This window comes from Agrobacterium genomosp. 2 str. CFBP 5494, assembly GCF_900013495.1.
Lineage (GTDB): Bacteria > Pseudomonadota > Alphaproteobacteria > Rhizobiales > Rhizobiaceae > Agrobacterium > Agrobacterium pusense.
In genome coordinates this window covers 2,303,167-2,318,460 of record NZ_LT009718.1, presented here as the reverse complement: position 1 = coordinate 2,318,460, position 15,294 = coordinate 2,303,167, and the positions used below count along the sequence as shown (strand labels likewise).

The window sequence follows — 15,294 nt, the reverse complement described above, 5'->3', positions numbered from 1 at the left end:
CGTGGGACTATCACGCGGGCCTTTCTTTATTCTTCAGCCGTCAGGTCTTTCAGCCGATGGGACAGAGACCGGTGATCTCAGTCATCATTCGGGCGCCGAGGTCTGCAGGGCAAGAGCATGCAGGACGCCGCCCATATTGCCCTTCAGCGCGTCATAGACCATCTGGTGCTGCTGCACGCGGGTCTTGCCTTTGAATGCATCTGCCACGACTTCCGCCGCGTAATGATCGCCATCACCGGCCAGATCGCGGATCGTGACCTTTGCCCCGGGAATTCCCGCCTTAATCATGTCTTCAATGTCGCCGGGTTTCATGGGCATGGTGTTTCTCCTTAATTCATTCTGCGGCGACTAGAGTTTCGCCGTCCATGAACTGAGGGAACCACGATTCATAGGCCGAGTGCAATTCTTTAATCTCGACGGCGCGCGCCGTGCCCAGCTTTACGGTGGAACCACCGGTGACGCCGATGTTGGCGCAGGAAACGCCGGCTGCCTTGGCAGCCGCCAGCACCTTGTCGAGATCACTCTTCTTCACGGTCAGGACGTAACGACCCTGATCTTCGCCATAGAAGGTGAGGACCGGGTTGTGGCCTTCGACAGCGTCGATCGTTGCGCCGATTCCGGAGGAAATCGCCATTTCGGCAACCGCGAGCGCCAGACCTCCCGAGGAGCAATCGTGAACGGCGGTGGCGAGGCCATCCGTGATGATGCCACGCACGAAATCGCCGTTCTTCTTTTCGGCGGCCAGATCGACATGCGGGGCAGGGCCGTCGATACGGCCATGGATATCACGCATGTACACCGACTGCGCGATGTGGGTGCCGAGGCCGGCAGGTGCGCCGACAAGCAGCACCGCTTCGTCAGCGGCGGCAAAACGGATGCGCGCCATGCGGCCCCAATCCTTCAGCAAGCCGACGCCGCCAATGGTGGGGGTTGGCAGGATCGCCTGCCCATTGGTCTCGTTGTAGAGCGAGACGTTGCCGGAAACGATCGGGAATTCCAGCACGCGGCAGGCTTCGCCGATACCCTTGATGGCATGAACCAGCTGGCTCATGATTTCGGGCTTTTCCGGGTTGCCGAAATTCAGGTTGTCGGTGGCCGCGAGCGGCAGGGCGCCGGTTGCGGTAATGTTGCGCCAGCATTCGGCCACGGCCTGCTTGCCGCCTTCGAAGGGGTCGGCCTCGACGTAACGCGGGGTGACGTCGGAGGAGAAGGCTAGCGCCTTTTTGTCGTGGCCTTCGACGCGAACCACACCGGCGTCGCCGCCCGGCAGCTGCAGGGAATTGCCCTGGATCAGCGTGTCATACTGCTCGTAGACCCAGCGGCGCGAGGAATTGTTGGCCGAACCGACGAGCGATACCAGCGCATCGGCGATATCGGCAGCGGGGACGTCGTTTTCCGCAAGCGGGGCGGGCACCTTCGCGGGCGTCCACGGGCGGTCATATTCCGGAGCCTGATCGCCCAGTTCCTTGATCGGCAGGTTGGCAACTTCCTCGCCGTTGTGAATGACGCGGAAACGCAGGTCGTCGGTGGTCTTGCCGACGATCGCGAAGTCCAAGCCCCATTTCACGAAAATCGCCTTGGCGACTTCTTCCTTGGAGGGCTCGAGAACCATGAGCATGCGCTCCTGGCTTTCGGACAGCATCATTTCATAGGCAGTCATGCGCTCTTCGCGCACCGGCACGGCATTGAGGTCAAGCTCGATGCCGAGGTCGCCCTTGGCGCCCATTTCCACGGCCGAGCAGGTGAGGCCGGCGGCGCCCATGTCCTGAATGGCGATGACCGCGCCGGTTTTCATCAGTTCGAGGCAGGCTTCCAGCAGGCACTTTTCCGTGAAGGGGTCGCCGACCTGAACGGTCGGGCGCTTTTCTTCGATGGACTCATCGAATTCGGCAGAGGCCATGGTCGCGCCGCCAACGCCGTCGCGGCCGGTCTTTGCGCCGAGATAAACCACCGGCAGGCCAACGCCCTTGGCTTCCGAAAGGAAGATCGCGTCGGACTTGGCAAGACCGGCGGCAAAGGCATTAACGAGGATGTTGCCGTTATAACGCGGATCGAATTCCACTTCGCCGCCAACCGTTGGCACGCCGAAGGAGTTGCCGTAGCCGCCAACACCGGCAACGACACCGGCCACGAGATGGCGGGTCTTCGGGTGGTCGGGCGCGCCGAAGCGCAGGGCGTTCATGGCGGCAATCGGGCGCGCGCCCATGGTGAAGACGTCACGCAGGATACCGCCGACGCCGGTCGCCGCACCCTGATAGGGCTCGATATAGGAGGGATGGTTATGGCTCTCCATCTTGAAGACGACGCAATCGCCATCGTCGATATCCACAACGCCGGCATTTTCACCGGGGCCCTGGATGACGCGTGGTCCCTTGGTGGGCAGGGTCTTCAGCCACTTCTTGGAGGACTTGTAGGAGCAGTGCTCGTTCCACATGGCCGAGAAGATGCCGAGCTCGGTAAAGCTGGGCTCCCGTCCGATCAGGTCGAGGATACGCTGGTATTCGTCGGGCTTCAGCCCGTGGGATGCAACGAGTTCCGGGGTGATCTTGATGGAGTTTGGAATCGACATAGGTCTCACGCGGTTCGAGCCGAGGGAAGTTTCCGGTTCTTTAGCGCAAGAGGCTCAAAGGTGCGACAGGAAAATGCGCGGTTTTACCCGCAAAACGCTGCTTTCTTGGCTTCTTCAGAACCTGTAGCCGACCATGAGGCCGACGCGGGTCAGTCCGTCATTGGGCCCATCGCACAGATTGGCATGTGATGCATGCTCGATCTGGGTCGAAATATTCCAGTTATTATCGAAACGATAGCCGACCGCCGCATATTCGTGGAAAAGCAACCGGCAGCCGAATTCCGCACCGGTTTCGCCGGCACTGTTTCTCAGCTTGCCATCGTGCCAGAGGCCGCCAAAACCGAAATCGAGAAAAATCTTCGGGTTGAGATCGAAGGTCCAGTTGACGCCGCCGTAAATGGTATTCGCCGAGCCCTCAGTGCCGATCTCGCCACCGATATGCAGCCGTGGGCGGGAGAGTTTTTGGCCGAGCGTTACCGCAGATGCACTGGCGAAGGGATCAAAATAGGCGGTGAAGGCCGGGAAGACGCCATCCTCACCGCCATTGTCGTGATTGGAGATTGAGGTGGTTGCGCCGAAGCGCAATTCGTCGAAGACGGTGCCTTCCGCAGCCGTGGCGGGCATGGTGCCGATCAAGACACACGCCGCAAGAAGGATTGCCAGCGCGAAACACGCCCTCAAACCTGTGGAACCGAATGCTGCCATCGAATCATTCCCCACCTCGAATTGCGGAAAGGATGGCAGGTTTGTCGGTTTGGTAAATGATAAGTTACTGAATTAGGCCGGGTGTTGCAGGAAAGACTCTCCGCCCTCTAGGCAACGCTTTCGTAACCGGCCGAGCCGTTGTCGAGCAGGTGGCGCAGGATGCCGAGGGCATGGGTCAACTCTTGCTGGTTTGAGGGACCAGAAAGGCTGACACGCACCCGATGGAAAACCTTGTCGGTGCGGCCGGCCTTGAACTCATCCTCGTCATCTATCAGCACGCCTTCTTTCATCGCCGCGTTTCGGAACGTGCCGGAAAGCCAGGGTTCGGGCAGTCTCAGCCACAGGAAGGCGATATCGGGCAGCGAATTGAAATCCAGCCCGGCAAAGGCCCGCCGGGCAATCGCCTCGCGCTGATTGATCTCGGCGATACAATCCTTGCGAATGTCGTCGGCGTCACCGCTGTTGACGAGGCGGGCATTCACTTCGGCCAGCATGAAGGGCAGACCGCCTGTCAGCATCGAGTGGGAAATGCGGATGCGCGACGAATATTGCGCCGGGCAGGCGACCCAGCCGCCACGAACGCCAGCGGCAACGGATTTCGACAGGCCGCCGACGACGAAGGTAATGTCGGGCGCAAATTCTGCGATCAGCGGGATCGCCTCACGCGTCATCGCGCCATAAAGATTGTCCTCTACGACCCAGACACCATACCGGCGGGCAATATCGGCTATCGCACGGCGACGCTCTTCTGGCAGCGTGGCGCAGGTCGGGTTCTGGCCGGCGGACATCAGGAAGATCATCTTGGGATGCTGCTGGGCGCAGACGCGCTCGAAATCGTCAGGGACAATGCCCTTTTCATCCGCTTCAACCAGCGTCACCCGCCGTCCGGCAAGTGTGGCGCTGCGGCTGATATGGGAATAGGTCACGGGTTCGAAAACGATACGGTCTCCCGGGGCGGTCATGGCCGTCACCACACTCATCACCGCCGCATGGGCGCCAAGCGTCGAGACGATGTTTTCCGGTTTTGGCGACCAGCCGTTCTGGGAAAGCCAGCGAGCGCCCGCCATGCACCAGTTGTCAGGAAAGGAACGGGCGTAATTGGTGACGTCGTAAGCATGTTCGCGGGCGACAGCCTCGATATGTCTGGCGATCAGCACGCTCTGGCCGACATCGGGTGCCGCCGTGGTGTTGAGCCGGAATTCAGCGCTGCTATCGACAGCGTGGCGTGTGCTGCCGAAGGCTGCCGCCACCGTCTCCATGGGCGCTGAGGGGGCCGGGGTCTTGCGCTCATTGACATAGGTGCCGCGGCCGACCTCGCCGCTGACCAGGCCGCGCTCGTGGATAAGCGCGTAGGCCCGGCTGATTGTCCCTATTGTCACGCCGAGGTCATAAGCGAGGTTGCGCTGCGGCGGCAATTTCGAGCCCGCCTGCAGGGTGCCATCGGAAATTGCGCCCTCGATACTGTCGGCGAGGCGCAGATAGATCGGGCCATCGCCCACAGTGAGATCAGGAAGCCAATTTGTCATGGTGACAATTTATGCATTGTATCTCTTCGCAAGTCAATTGTATTTATTGTCTGCATTCAATGAAGACAAGCGCACGGAGACAATAGGTGCAATATGCGCAAGATGGATCAATACCTTTCGACAGCGGATACGCTCTATCCTGATGGCTACGAACGGGAACGCGTGTTCCGCGATGCCGGCGACATGGTCGCACCGGCGCCTTTTCCGGCCAAGATCGCCAGCACGCCAATTGGTCGCCTGATTGCGGGCATGTTCAACTGGCACCGGAAGCGGCAGGGACGGCTCGCTTTGCGGGAACTGTCTGATGATCTTCTGGAAGATATCGGCGTAACGCGCGATGAAGCCCTGAAGGAAGCGGCGAAATCCCAGCTTTTTTCATGGCCGACACGGCCGCTTTAATTTTTTGCCGGAGAGCGGCGCCTTCTTTCCCCGGCGCCATCAAGCCGTGCGGCAGCCCGCCACGCCATTCCCAACCGGCGTTGGCGGGTTTTTTTATTTAGGCCCCTTAGAGCAGCTTCGGCAATAAATGGTACGTGGCAAGAGCTTCTTGTGCCGGCGTCTGCCTTTTGCCGAGCGTTCCCCTTTCCTCATTCCTGTGACAAGCACAAGAATGAGCGACGCGATACGTCTTGCCCGATATGCAGGGCTAGAATACTACGATGAGATCAGCAGCCCTTGCCGCCATTCGCCCAGCGCTTGACGTCGGTTGCGATGCGGCTGGAAATGGCCTCGTTCATCACCGGGCCAAAAGCGTCGAGCTTTGCCGGGTTGCCTTCGGCCTGAACGACCAGCATGGGCCGCGATTCTGGACTGTTGCGCGGCACGAGCAGGATGCGCGGGCGGCCTGAGAAGGAATTGAGTTCAGGGGCCAGACGATAGGCCTTGAAAGCCGCATCCCCCGATTTGAACCAGCAGGCATTCGCGCCGAGCGCTATCCGTTCCATTGTGGGGAGAGCGGCGCGGGAGACCGAGGCTGTCGGCTGTGGTTTCGGCTGACAAGCAGCCAGGGTCGCCGCAGCTAGAAACAATCCGGTCGCCTTGAGGGTATTCGATCGACGGGCAAAAGACATCAGGTCATCCAGAAGAGAGGGCCAAAACGACGCCGTCAGCCGGCATCAAAAAAGGCGGGCTCAAAGCCCGCCCGTCTGTCAGGCTGCGATGACACCAAGCGCCGAAGCGAAGAGGCCGCGGCCGTCATTGCCGCCATGGGCGGCTTCGATCAGGTTTTCCGGATGCGGCATCATGCCGAGAACGTTGCCCTTGGCATTGATGACGCCGGCAATGTCGTTCAGCGAGCCGTTCGGGTTGGTGCCTTCGGCATAACGGAACACGACCTGGCCGTTGCCCTCGACCGATTTCAACTCATCCGCATCGAGGAAGTAGTTGCCATCGTGATGGGCGACGGGGCAGCGCAGGATCTGACCCTTGTCGTAAGCGCGGGTGAAATCGGTGTCGTTATTGGCGACTTCGAGCTTCACTTCGCGGCAGACGAATTTCAGCGAGGCGTTGCGCATCAGCGCGCCCGGCAGCATGCCGGCTTCGACCAGAATCTGGAAGCCGTTGCAGACGCCGAGAACCTTCACGCCCTTTTCCGCCTTCTCGCGGATGGCCTGCATGACAGGCATACGGGCGGCAATGGCACCGCAGCGCAGATAGTCGCCATAAGAGAAGCCGCCGGGAATGACGATCAGATCGACATCGGGAATATCCGTCTCCGTCTGCCAGATGGTGACAGGCGCCTGACCGGAAATTTTCGTCAGAGCCGCGATCATGTCGCGGTCGCGGTTGAGGCCGGGAAGTTGGACGACAGCGGATTTCATGGACGGCGGCTCCTGGAGCTTAGAGAATGGCGATGGCGTAGTTTTCGATGACCGTGTTGGCCAAGAGCTTTTCGCACATTGCCTTCAGATCGGTTTCGGCCTTCGCCTTGTCGGCGCCTTCCAGTTCCAGATCGAAAACCTTGCCCTGACGGACATGGCCGACGCCACCAAAACCGAGGCTGCCAAGCGCGCCTTCGATTGCCTTGCCCTGCGGATCGAGAACGCCGTTCTTCAGCGTAACAGTCACCCGTGCCTTGATCACCTGATCTTCTCCTGATTTTACCCTACGAGGCCAATATTATTTCACGAGCCGATATTACTTTACCAGAACAGGACCGGTGCCGCGGATCGGTTCGTTTTCATTGATGATGCCGAGACGGCGCGCCACTTCGGAATAAGCTTCCAGAAGACCGCCCAGATCGCGTCGGAAGAGGTCCTTGTCCATCTTCTTCTGGGTCTCGATGTCCCAGAGACGGCAGCTGTCGGGCGAAATCTCGTCGGCGAGGATGATGCGCATCATATCGCCTTCGAAGAGGCGGCCACATTCGATCTTGAAATCGACGAGCTGAATGCCGACGCCGAGGAACAGGCCGGAGAGGAAGTCGTTGACGCGGATGGCGAGCGCCATGATGTCGTCAAGCTCGGCGGGGTTGGCCCAGCCGAAAGCCGTGATGTGCTCTTCGGAGACCATCGGGTCTTCGAGCTCATCCGACTTGTAATAAAACTCGATGATCGAGCGTGGCAGCACCACGCCTTCCTCGATGCCGAGGCGCTTGGAAAGCGAGCCGGCGGCGACATTGCGCACGACGACCTCGAGCGGGATCATCTCCACTTCCTTGATCAGCTGCTCGCGCATGTTGAGGCGGCGGATGAAGTGGGTGGGAATGCCGATCTTGTTCAGATGCGTGAAGACGTATTCGCAGATACGGTTGTTCAGCACGCCCTTGCCGTCGATGACTTCATGCTTCTTCTTGTTGAAGGCGGTCGCATCGTCCTTGAAGAACTGGATAAGCGTGCCTGGCTCCGGACCCTCGTAAAGGATCTTGGCCTTGCCTTCGTAAATACGGCGGCGACGGTTCATAATTGCAGGTCTCTTGGTTGACGCCGATTCTGGTGGCGTTGCGTTTGGTCTTTGAAGCGGTCCCATAAAGGAAAAGAGTGCATTCTACAATGCGGCTGGCATATTTCCCTTCAATTCTTGTGACAGGGCCGCCGAACTGTTTCATCCGCAAAACCGGGCCGCGGCAGGGGCGGGCGGCGATGCGGATTTCAGTTGGCGGCTCTCGTCATGGCTCGACGCCTCTGAGGCGGCTCAGGAATTGCGCGAAGACCATGCCGCCCTCCGGCCACGGGCCGTGCCCGGACTCGGCATTGATGTGGCCGGACATGCCGGCATCGATCAAAAGCGAACCCCAGGCAGCAGCGATGTCGTCGGCGTGTTCATAAGAGCCGAAGGGATCGTTGCGGCTGGCGATGGTGATCGCCGGAAAGGGCAGCGGATCGCGCGGGTAAGGCCCGAAGGTCATGAGATGCTTCGGCCTGATTTCGGGATTGGCGACATCAGGCGGCGCAACGAGAAGCGCGCCGGATACCTTCTTGCCGATTTCAGGCAATGCGTGGATCACCGTTGGAACGCCAAGCGAATGGGCAACGAGGACGACGGGCCTGGTGGAGGCGTTGACCTCCTCTACCAGCCTGGCGACCCAATCTTCCTTCACCGGTTTCGACCATTCCGCCTGCTCGACACGGCGGGCGGTGGAGAGCTTGCGCTCCCAGCGGCTCTGCCAGTGGTCCGGGCCGGAATTGGTATAACCGGGGACGATCAGGATATCTGCTTCTGAAACTTTCATGCGCCATATCTGTGTTGTGATGCCGCCGCGATCAAGGTCGCGGCGGCATTAACGTCAAGCTCTCGGGTTCAGCTCAAGTCTCAGGCGTTGCCGAAGACGCGGGCGAAGATCGTATCGACATGCTTGGTGTGGTAACCGAGGTCGAATTTTTCGCGGATGACCTCTTCGGGGAGCGCAGCGCGCACTTCCTCGTCGCCCAGCAGTTCCTCAAGGAAGTCCGCACCCTGTTCCCAGACCTTCATGGCATTGCGCTGGACCAGACGATAGGCGTCTTCGCGCGATACGCCAGCCTGCGTCAGCGCCAGGAGAACGCGCTGCGAATGCACGAGACCACGGAACTTGTTCATGTTCTTCAGCATGTTGTCCGGGTAGATCACCAGCTTTTCGATGACGCCTGCCAGACGGTTCAATGCGAAGTCCAGAGTGACTGTCGTGTCGGGGCCGATGGCGCGCTCCACGGAGGAGTGGCTGATGTCGCGCTCGTGCCAGAGGGCAACGTTTTCCATGGCCGGGACGACCGACATGCGCACCAGACGGGCGAGGCCGGTGAGGTTTTCAGTGAGAACCGGGTTACGCTTGTGCGGCATGGCCGACGAGCCCTTCTGGCCGGGAGAGAAGAACTCTTCCGCTTCCAGAACTTCGGTGCGCTGCATGTGGCGGATTTCGATGGCGACGTTTTCAATCGACGAGGCGATGACGCCAAGGGTGGCGAAGAACATGGCGTGACGGTCACGCGGGATGACCTGCGTGGAAACCGGCTCGGGGATGAGTCCGAGCTTTTCGCAGACATGTTCCTCGACGCGGGGGTCGATATTGGCGAAGGTGCCGACAGCGCCGGAGATTGCGCCGGTGGCGATTTCGGCGCGGGCGTTCACGAGGCGCTCACGGTTGCGGTGCATCTCGGCGTAGAAGCGGGCGAAGGTGAGGCCCATCGTCGTCGGTTCGGCATGGATGCCGTGGCTACGGCCGATGCGCACCGTGTTCTTGTGTTCGAAGGCCCGGGTCTTGAGAGCCGCGAGCACCCGGTCCATGTCGGCGAGCAGCAGATCGGCGGCGCGCACGAGCTGGATGTTGAGCGTGGTATCGAGCACGTCCGACGAGGTCATGCCCTGATGCACGAAGCGGCTGTCGGGACCGACGAATTCTGCGAGATGGGTGAGGAAGGCGATGACATCATGCTTGGTGACGGCCTCGATCTCATCGATGCGGGCGACGTCGAAGGTGGCGCTGCCGCCCTTTTCCCAGATGGTCTGGGCTGCTGACTTCGGGATGACGCCGAGCTCGGCCAGCGCGTCACAGGCATGCGCCTCGATCTCGAACCAGATGCGGAATTTTGTTTCCGGCGACCAGATGGCGACCATTTCCGGCCGGGAGTAACGAGGGATCATGGCAATGACTTTCTTAGTAGAGGAAATTTGCTGCCCGTTTAGCAAAGTGTTCCGCTAATCTCAATCTATCAAGCTGCATGCCTACGCCGCTTGCGGTGCACGCCGGCAGAGCATTGCCCCTGCGGGCACGAGCGGAAGTGCGGCGAAGGGAAAATAAAGACCAAGTCCCAGAACGACGAACTGGTAGACTGCACCGAGCGACGTGAAAAGCTGCTGAAAAAACCAGATGCGGGAAAAGGTTGGCGCATGCCATTGCGCATAAAAGATGCGGTACTCGAACGCGAACAATGCTGCCGCCACGGCGAGCGTGAAGAAAGCGATTGCGAGACATGCTGTCGCAAGACGCAATGGTTGGGATTTTAAGGCAGGGAGAACGCGCAATGCTGCCAGCGCCAGCAGCCAGCCGAAAAATCCGCCCGTGAAGAAAAGCGTGATGATATCGGCGACGTGATCGGTTTCCAGCCTGTTACGGGCATAGAGGCCGATGGCGGCCGACGCCGCTGAACAAACGCTCCAGCCAAGCGCGCCAAGCAGAATGAACAATGCTGGAAGAGCCCTGTCGCGGAAATTCCGCCTGCCGCTTTCCATGACATTCCCCCCGACGCCTCGTTGTGCCGCATCCGGCTTTCCGCATTCGGCGGTGACGGATTACGCCCGTCCGGCTTCCGCGGCCGTGCGCAGGAGGGCGATCGTCTTGCGATAATCCTCCACGCCATCGCCTTTGAAGACTGCGGAGCCCGCTACCAATGCATTGGCGCCGGCGGCGATGATATCGCCTGCGGTCTGCGCCGTCACGCCGCCATCCACTTCCAGTTCGATCGGCCGCTGACCGATCATCGCCTTGGCTGCGCGGATCTTGTCGAGCATGGCGGGAATGAATTTCTGGCCGCCGAAGCCGGGATTGACGCTCATGATCAGCACGAGGTCGACATCATCGAGCACGTTTTCGATAACGGAAAGCGGCGTTGCCGGGTTGAGCGTGACGCCAGCCTTCAGGCCCAGTCCGCGAATGGTCTGGAGAGAGCGGTGCAGGTGGGGGCCGGCCTCCGCATGCACCGTGATGCTGTCACAGCCGGCCTTGGCAAAGGCTTCGAGATAGGGATCGACGGGGGCGATCATCAAATGGCAATCGAAGAAGGCATTGCTGTGCGGCCGAAGCGCCTTGATGACATCAGGCCCGAAGGAAATGTTCGGCACGAAATGCCCGTCCATGACATCGAGATGAATCCAGTCCGCGCCGGCCTCGGTGACATCGGCGACTTCCTGTCCGAGCTTGGCGAAATTGGAAGCTAGGATCGACGGTGCTATCCGGATGGGCAGGGACATGGGCAAACTCCTCTCGACGCGTTGCGTAAGTTTGCCTTTAACACCATGCATCGGGGTTTGAAACGGTCAGCGGTGAGGTTGCTGATGGTTTTCCGCTGCCGCTCCGCGAATTTGTCCCGGTGCTGGCTGCAGCTACTGCCTTTCGGCTTTGTCCGCCGGTTCGAAGCGCTGGCCGTTCCAGCGCTGCAGGCGGTAGGGATTGTCCGAAAGCTCATGCGACGGGTTGAATGCGAGATCGCCAATCACGGTTTTGAAGGCCGTGCCGGACGCCAGTATCTCCGGCGCCGGTTTCGACTGCGCCTGGGCCGCTTCCGCCAGCGCCGCCGTCAGTTCGGTGGCGGCATAGGCTGGAAGAACGTAACCTTCGGGTTCGATGCCTGCGGCGCGCAGTTCGCCGGCCGCCCCCTGCGCCGAAGGCAGTGTGTCATAGGCCGGGCGCGTGATGGCCATCACGTTCGCAGCCAGCGCGAGGGGGGTGTTGGCGGCGTTCAGCGTATCGCCGCCCAGAATGGTGAGCGGAAAATTCTCTGAAGCGGCGTCCCGTGCCACGACGGCGATATCGTTTCGTTCCGCGCCGATGAAGACATGGGTAATGCCGGTGCGCGCCAGCCGGCGCACAAGCGCCACCTGCTGTTCCTGATTGGGTCGCATCGTATCGGCAAAGGTGGGCTTCAGCCCGTTTTCCTCCAGCGTAGAGCGGATACGGTCGACCAATTCGCGGCTGTAGATCGTGCCGTCATCCACGAGCCCGATCGGGTGGCCTTTCCAGTCGCGAAGAATGACTTCCGCAGCCCTTGCCGATTCGGCCCGATCCGATGGGGCGAGGCGAAAAAGCGGCCAGCCATATTTCAGCGCGTCCTCCATCAGGATGGGTGCGCGGCTGGAAAGCGTGATGGCCGGAATGGCCGCGGCCTTGAGCGGCGGCAGAACGTCCTGAAGCGTTTCCGTGCACAGGAAGCCGATCGCGGCGCTGACTTTCGCCGCCACGAGGCCATCGGCAATCGCGCCGCCACTGCCGTCTTCGCAGCTCTCGTGAATCTCCACGACATCCAGGCCGAGTTTTGCGGCTGCCGCCTTGGCGCCCTGCCGGACCTGTTGCCCGAGAAGCTCGTAGGGGCCGCTCTGCGGGGCAACGATCCCGATCGATGCCGCGCTTGCTGAACCCGCAAAGGCAAAACCGGCGATGATCGTTAGCAGGCGAAGTGAAAGCATGACGTGATCGAAATCCTGTTGTCCCGATCTGATGTTTATCGGCACCAATCGGTTTTCCAAAGGAAAAATCGCCGGTCGTCCATCATAATCGCACGCTGGCGCCTGGACTGCGGCGGCTTGGCTTCGATGTCGGGCGATCCGAATGACGAGATGGACGCGGCATCTTGTGGTTGTTGCCGTCGGCCGATAATGGTGCCTCGCGGCCATACCGCAGCGCTGCTCTTTTTCGCCCCGATATCTTCTTTCTGTACCGCTTTACTGAAGAAGTATTTCATAAGTCCGCCACGTGCCGTTTTACTTCATAAAACTATTACAAGTGGCGCGTATAAGCACACTCCAGCGAAGGCCTTGTTGCTGATTATGCCTTTTGCAGTGCACGTTATAAATCTGCACATTTTATTTTCATATCTGTAATTTATTGATATCTAAGTTTAATATAGAAACCTTCTAATTCCCCACCTCTTTTTCGCCATGTTTTTTTCGCATTTGCGAGAAGAATTGCTTGACGGAAAGTAAATGATTGGCTTAGATGGAATTGTTTCAGGGGACGACTGAAATTGGCTGTAAAAAGCCTCGGAAAGTGTTCCGATCATAAGCGCTGCCAGACTATATTCGCTTCTATATTCTATTTTTTTATTACGTATAAACCGCTTCAGGAAACTGGGGCGGTTTTTTACATAGCTCTAATTTAAGCAATTTAAAATTGAATTCGGAGAACTTTACGCAAAGCCATTCTCTCGCGATAAGCGTTCTAGAAAAGAAATGGCGTGGATTAAGCGTGCCGTTGTCCGAAATTCTGGCTTCGACCCAATCTGATCCGCCGTTTTCGATTTTGAAAATTCCGCATCCGACGTCATTATTCGACGCCCGGGGCTGCCCCAGCATTATTTCAGGGCGGCCAGAGCGTCCTTTGCAAAGGCGGAGATCGGCTCAGGAAGTTTGTCGAGATCGAACCAGTCGATGGCGGAGAGCTTATCCGGCTCCGTAAGCGAAGGCTGACCCGTTGTGTCGCGGGTGACGAAGATCAGGGAGACCCAGTGATGGCGGTCTACTGCGTCGATAAATTCGCTATGGCAGAGAAATTCGACGTGGCCGATCGTCAGCCCGGTCTCTTCCTCGGCTTCGCGCCGCGCCGCGGCTAGCGACGTTTCGAGATGATCGACTTTGCCGCCAGGGATGCTCCAATACCCGGCTTCCGGCGCTTTCATGCGCCGGCATAAAAGGAGGCGGCCTTCACGCAATATGACAAGGCCCACGCCGACGCCCGGAAAATCGAGGCCCGGCTTGATGGTCGACGTCATCGTGTCCATTGCTGTGGTCAGGCCTTGGCGTTGGCCACGATCAGCATGAAGGCGGGAATGTCATCGCCGAAGCCAACCGGTGTCGGGCCATCGTCATGGTCGCGATAGTGGCGGCGACGGTCGCGGTTGTCGTCATTGGCGTGCAGCTGATTGCGACTGTTGCGGTCGGAATTGCGCGGGGCCTTTTCCTGCTTGCGTTCTGCTTTCACCTTGTCGTCTCCATGAGCCGCGATATCTGCGTCCGCAGCGGATTGTGCGCCCTGATTGATGTTTTCGACCGGTGCGGCGTCCCGGCGGTTACGGTCGCGGCCTCTGCCGCCCCGTTCCTTGCCCCGACGGCCGGAATTGCTTTCGAAGCTTTCCATCGGCGCGGGGAGGGTGGAGAGATCACCGTTCAGCCACTCGATCTTTTCGCCGATCAGCTTTTCGATGGCGTCGAGATATTTGGTGTCGCTTCTGGTGACGATGGTGAAAGCCTTGCCCGAGCGGCCGGCACGGCCGGTGCGGCCGATGCGGTGAACATAGTCTTCCGAATGAATGGGAATATCGAAGTTGAAGACGTGGCTGACATCGGGGATATCAAGCCCGCGTGCGGCGACGTCCGAGGCGACGAGCAGCTTCAGATTGCCGTCCTTGAAGTTCTGCAGCATCGTCGTGCGCGAACGCTGGTCCATGTCGCCATGCAGCGCGCCGACGGAAAAGCCGTGGCGGTCGAGCGAACGGAAAAGATCGGCCACATCCTTCTTGCGGTTGCAGAAGATGATGGCGTTCTTGAGTTCAGCCTCTTCGGCGCGGACGAGATCGCGCAGGACGGCGCGCTTTTCGTAGTCCTTGTTATGGGCGGCGACGATGCGCTGGGCAACGGTCTTTGCAGTAGAGGAGGGCTTGGCGACCTCGACACGGACGGGGTTCTGCAGGAAGCGATCAGCCAGCTTCTGTATTTCCGGCGGCATGGTGGCCGAGAAGAACAGCGTCTGGCGGGTAAAGGGGATCATCTTGGCGATGCGCTCGATGTCAGGAATGAAGCCCATGTCGAGCATGCGGTCGGCTTCGTCGATGACAAGGATTTCCACGCCGGTCATCAGCAGCTTGCCGCGTTCGCAATGGTCAAGAAGGCGGCCAGGGGTGCAGATCAGCACATCGGCGCCACGTTCCAGCTTGCGGTCCTGGTCTTCGAAGGAAACACCGCCGATCAGGAGGGCGACGTTCAGCTTGTGATTCTTGCCGTATTTCTCGAAATTCTCCGCCACCTGTGCCGCAAGCTCGCGCGTCGGCTCGAGGATCAGCGTGCGCGGCATTCTGGCGCGTGCGCGGCCCTTCTCAAGCAGGGTCAGCATCGGCAGAACGAATGACGCGGTTTTGCCCGTGCCGGTCTGTGCGATACCGCAGATATCACGCTTTTCCAGCGCCGGCGGAATGGCGCCAGCCTGAATGGGTGTCGGCGTCGTGTAGCCGGCATCTGCAATAGCGGAAAGAACTTTTTGGCTCAGGCCAAGATCAGAGAATGTTGTCAAAGGAAGAACTTTTTCCGTTCTGGTTCGGTAAGAACACCTGCGTGCCGCGACGGCACTTGCAAAGACTTGGCGCGGGGATAGGC

General features: G+C 59.6%; 17 protein-coding genes. 1 reads left to right on the top strand and 16 read right to left on the bottom strand.

All coding sequences use genetic code 11. The features are described 5' to 3' along the window. Positions 1-84: 84 nt before the first annotated feature. From AGR2A_RS11645 to AGR2A_RS11630, 4 genes are all read right to left on the bottom strand, one after another. Complete coding sequence (locus tag AGR2A_RS11645; protein ID WP_003516012.1) at positions 85-318, bottom strand: BolA family protein; 234 nt, start codon at positions 316-318, stop codon at positions 85-87. A gap of 16 nt (positions 319-334) precedes the next feature. After that, positions 335-2,569, bottom strand: coding sequence for a phosphoribosylformylglycinamidine synthase subunit PurL (gene purL / locus AGR2A_RS11640; protein WP_072494580.1), 2,235 nt, complete (start codon positions 2,567-2,569; stop codon positions 335-337). A gap of 114 nt (positions 2,570-2,683) precedes the next feature. Then, the gene (locus tag AGR2A_RS11635) at positions 2,684-3,274 is read right to left on the bottom strand and encodes an acyloxyacyl hydrolase (protein WP_072494579.1); all 591 of its coding nucleotides are present in this window, start codon (positions 3,272-3,274) and stop codon (positions 2,684-2,686) included. Positions 3,275-3,381: 107 nt separating this feature from the next. Then, a complete protein-coding gene (locus AGR2A_RS11630) occupies positions 3,382-4,800 on the bottom strand; it encodes a PLP-dependent aminotransferase family protein (protein ID WP_004442438.1) in 1,419 nt (472 codons plus the stop codon). Positions 4,801-4,893: 93 nt separating this feature from the next. Between AGR2A_RS11630 and AGR2A_RS11625 the strand changes: the two genes are divergently transcribed. Next, positions 4,894-5,199, top strand: coding sequence for a DUF1127 domain-containing protein (locus AGR2A_RS11625; protein ID WP_004442436.1), 306 nt, complete (start codon positions 4,894-4,896; stop codon positions 5,197-5,199). A 266-nt stretch (positions 5,200-5,465) separates the two neighbouring features. On the opposite strand, the gene AGR2A_RS11620 is transcribed toward AGR2A_RS11625, so the two are convergent. From AGR2A_RS11620 to AGR2A_RS11565, 12 genes are all read right to left on the bottom strand, one after another. Continuing rightward, entirely contained in the window at positions 5,466-5,870 is a 405-nt protein-coding gene (locus tag AGR2A_RS11620; RefSeq protein WP_004442434.1) for a hypothetical protein, read from the bottom strand. Between the two features lie 78 nt (positions 5,871-5,948). Further along, positions 5,949-6,620: a phosphoribosylformylglycinamidine synthase subunit PurQ gene (gene purQ, locus AGR2A_RS11615; RefSeq protein WP_004442432.1), complete on the bottom strand. Its 672-nt coding sequence runs from the start codon at positions 6,618-6,620 to the stop codon at positions 5,949-5,951. 19 nt (positions 6,621-6,639) lie between these two features. Continuing rightward, a complete protein-coding gene (gene purS, locus AGR2A_RS11610) occupies positions 6,640-6,882 on the bottom strand; it encodes a phosphoribosylformylglycinamidine synthase subunit PurS (RefSeq protein WP_003507918.1) in 243 nt (80 codons plus the stop codon). A 54-nt stretch (positions 6,883-6,936) separates the two neighbouring features. Further along, complete coding sequence (gene purC, locus AGR2A_RS11605) at positions 6,937-7,701, bottom strand: phosphoribosylaminoimidazolesuccinocarboxamide synthase (RefSeq protein ID WP_004442430.1); 765 nt, start codon at positions 7,699-7,701, stop codon at positions 6,937-6,939. A gap of 205 nt (positions 7,702-7,906) precedes the next feature. Further along, positions 7,907-8,470: an alpha/beta hydrolase gene (locus AGR2A_RS11600; RefSeq protein WP_072494578.1), complete on the bottom strand. Its 564-nt coding sequence runs from the start codon at positions 8,468-8,470 to the stop codon at positions 7,907-7,909. An 80-nt stretch (positions 8,471-8,550) separates the two neighbouring features. Next, positions 8,551-9,858 (bottom strand): adenylosuccinate lyase, encoded by a 1,308-nt coding sequence (gene purB / locus AGR2A_RS11595; RefSeq protein ID WP_004442427.1) that lies wholly within the window; start codon positions 9,856-9,858, stop codon positions 8,551-8,553. Between the two features lie 81 nt (positions 9,859-9,939). Next, complete coding sequence (locus tag AGR2A_RS11590) at positions 9,940-10,446, bottom strand: hypothetical protein (protein WP_072494577.1); 507 nt, start codon at positions 10,444-10,446, stop codon at positions 9,940-9,942. A gap of 60 nt (positions 10,447-10,506) precedes the next feature. Next, positions 10,507-11,184 (bottom strand): ribulose-phosphate 3-epimerase, encoded by a 678-nt coding sequence (gene rpe / locus AGR2A_RS11585; RefSeq protein ID WP_004442425.1) that lies wholly within the window; start codon positions 11,182-11,184, stop codon positions 10,507-10,509. 132 nt (positions 11,185-11,316) lie between these two features. Then, on the bottom strand, positions 11,317-12,396 hold the full coding sequence (locus tag AGR2A_RS11580; RefSeq protein ID WP_022556480.1) for an ABC transporter substrate-binding protein: 1,080 nt from the start codon (positions 12,394-12,396) through the stop codon (positions 11,317-11,319). 35 nt (positions 12,397-12,431) lie between these two features. Further along, positions 12,432-12,671, bottom strand: a complete 240-nt coding sequence (locus AGR2A_RS29875) for a hypothetical protein (RefSeq protein WP_080822942.1) — start codon at positions 12,669-12,671, stop codon at positions 12,432-12,434. A gap of 609 nt (positions 12,672-13,280) precedes the next feature. Next, positions 13,281-13,706 (bottom strand): NUDIX domain-containing protein, encoded by a 426-nt coding sequence (locus AGR2A_RS11570; RefSeq protein WP_004442420.1) that lies wholly within the window; start codon positions 13,704-13,706, stop codon positions 13,281-13,283. Positions 13,707-13,714: 8 nt separating this feature from the next. Then, entirely contained in the window at positions 13,715-15,211 is a 1,497-nt protein-coding gene (locus tag AGR2A_RS11565; protein WP_072494576.1) for a DEAD/DEAH box helicase, read from the bottom strand. Positions 15,212-15,294: the final 83 nt, after the last annotated feature.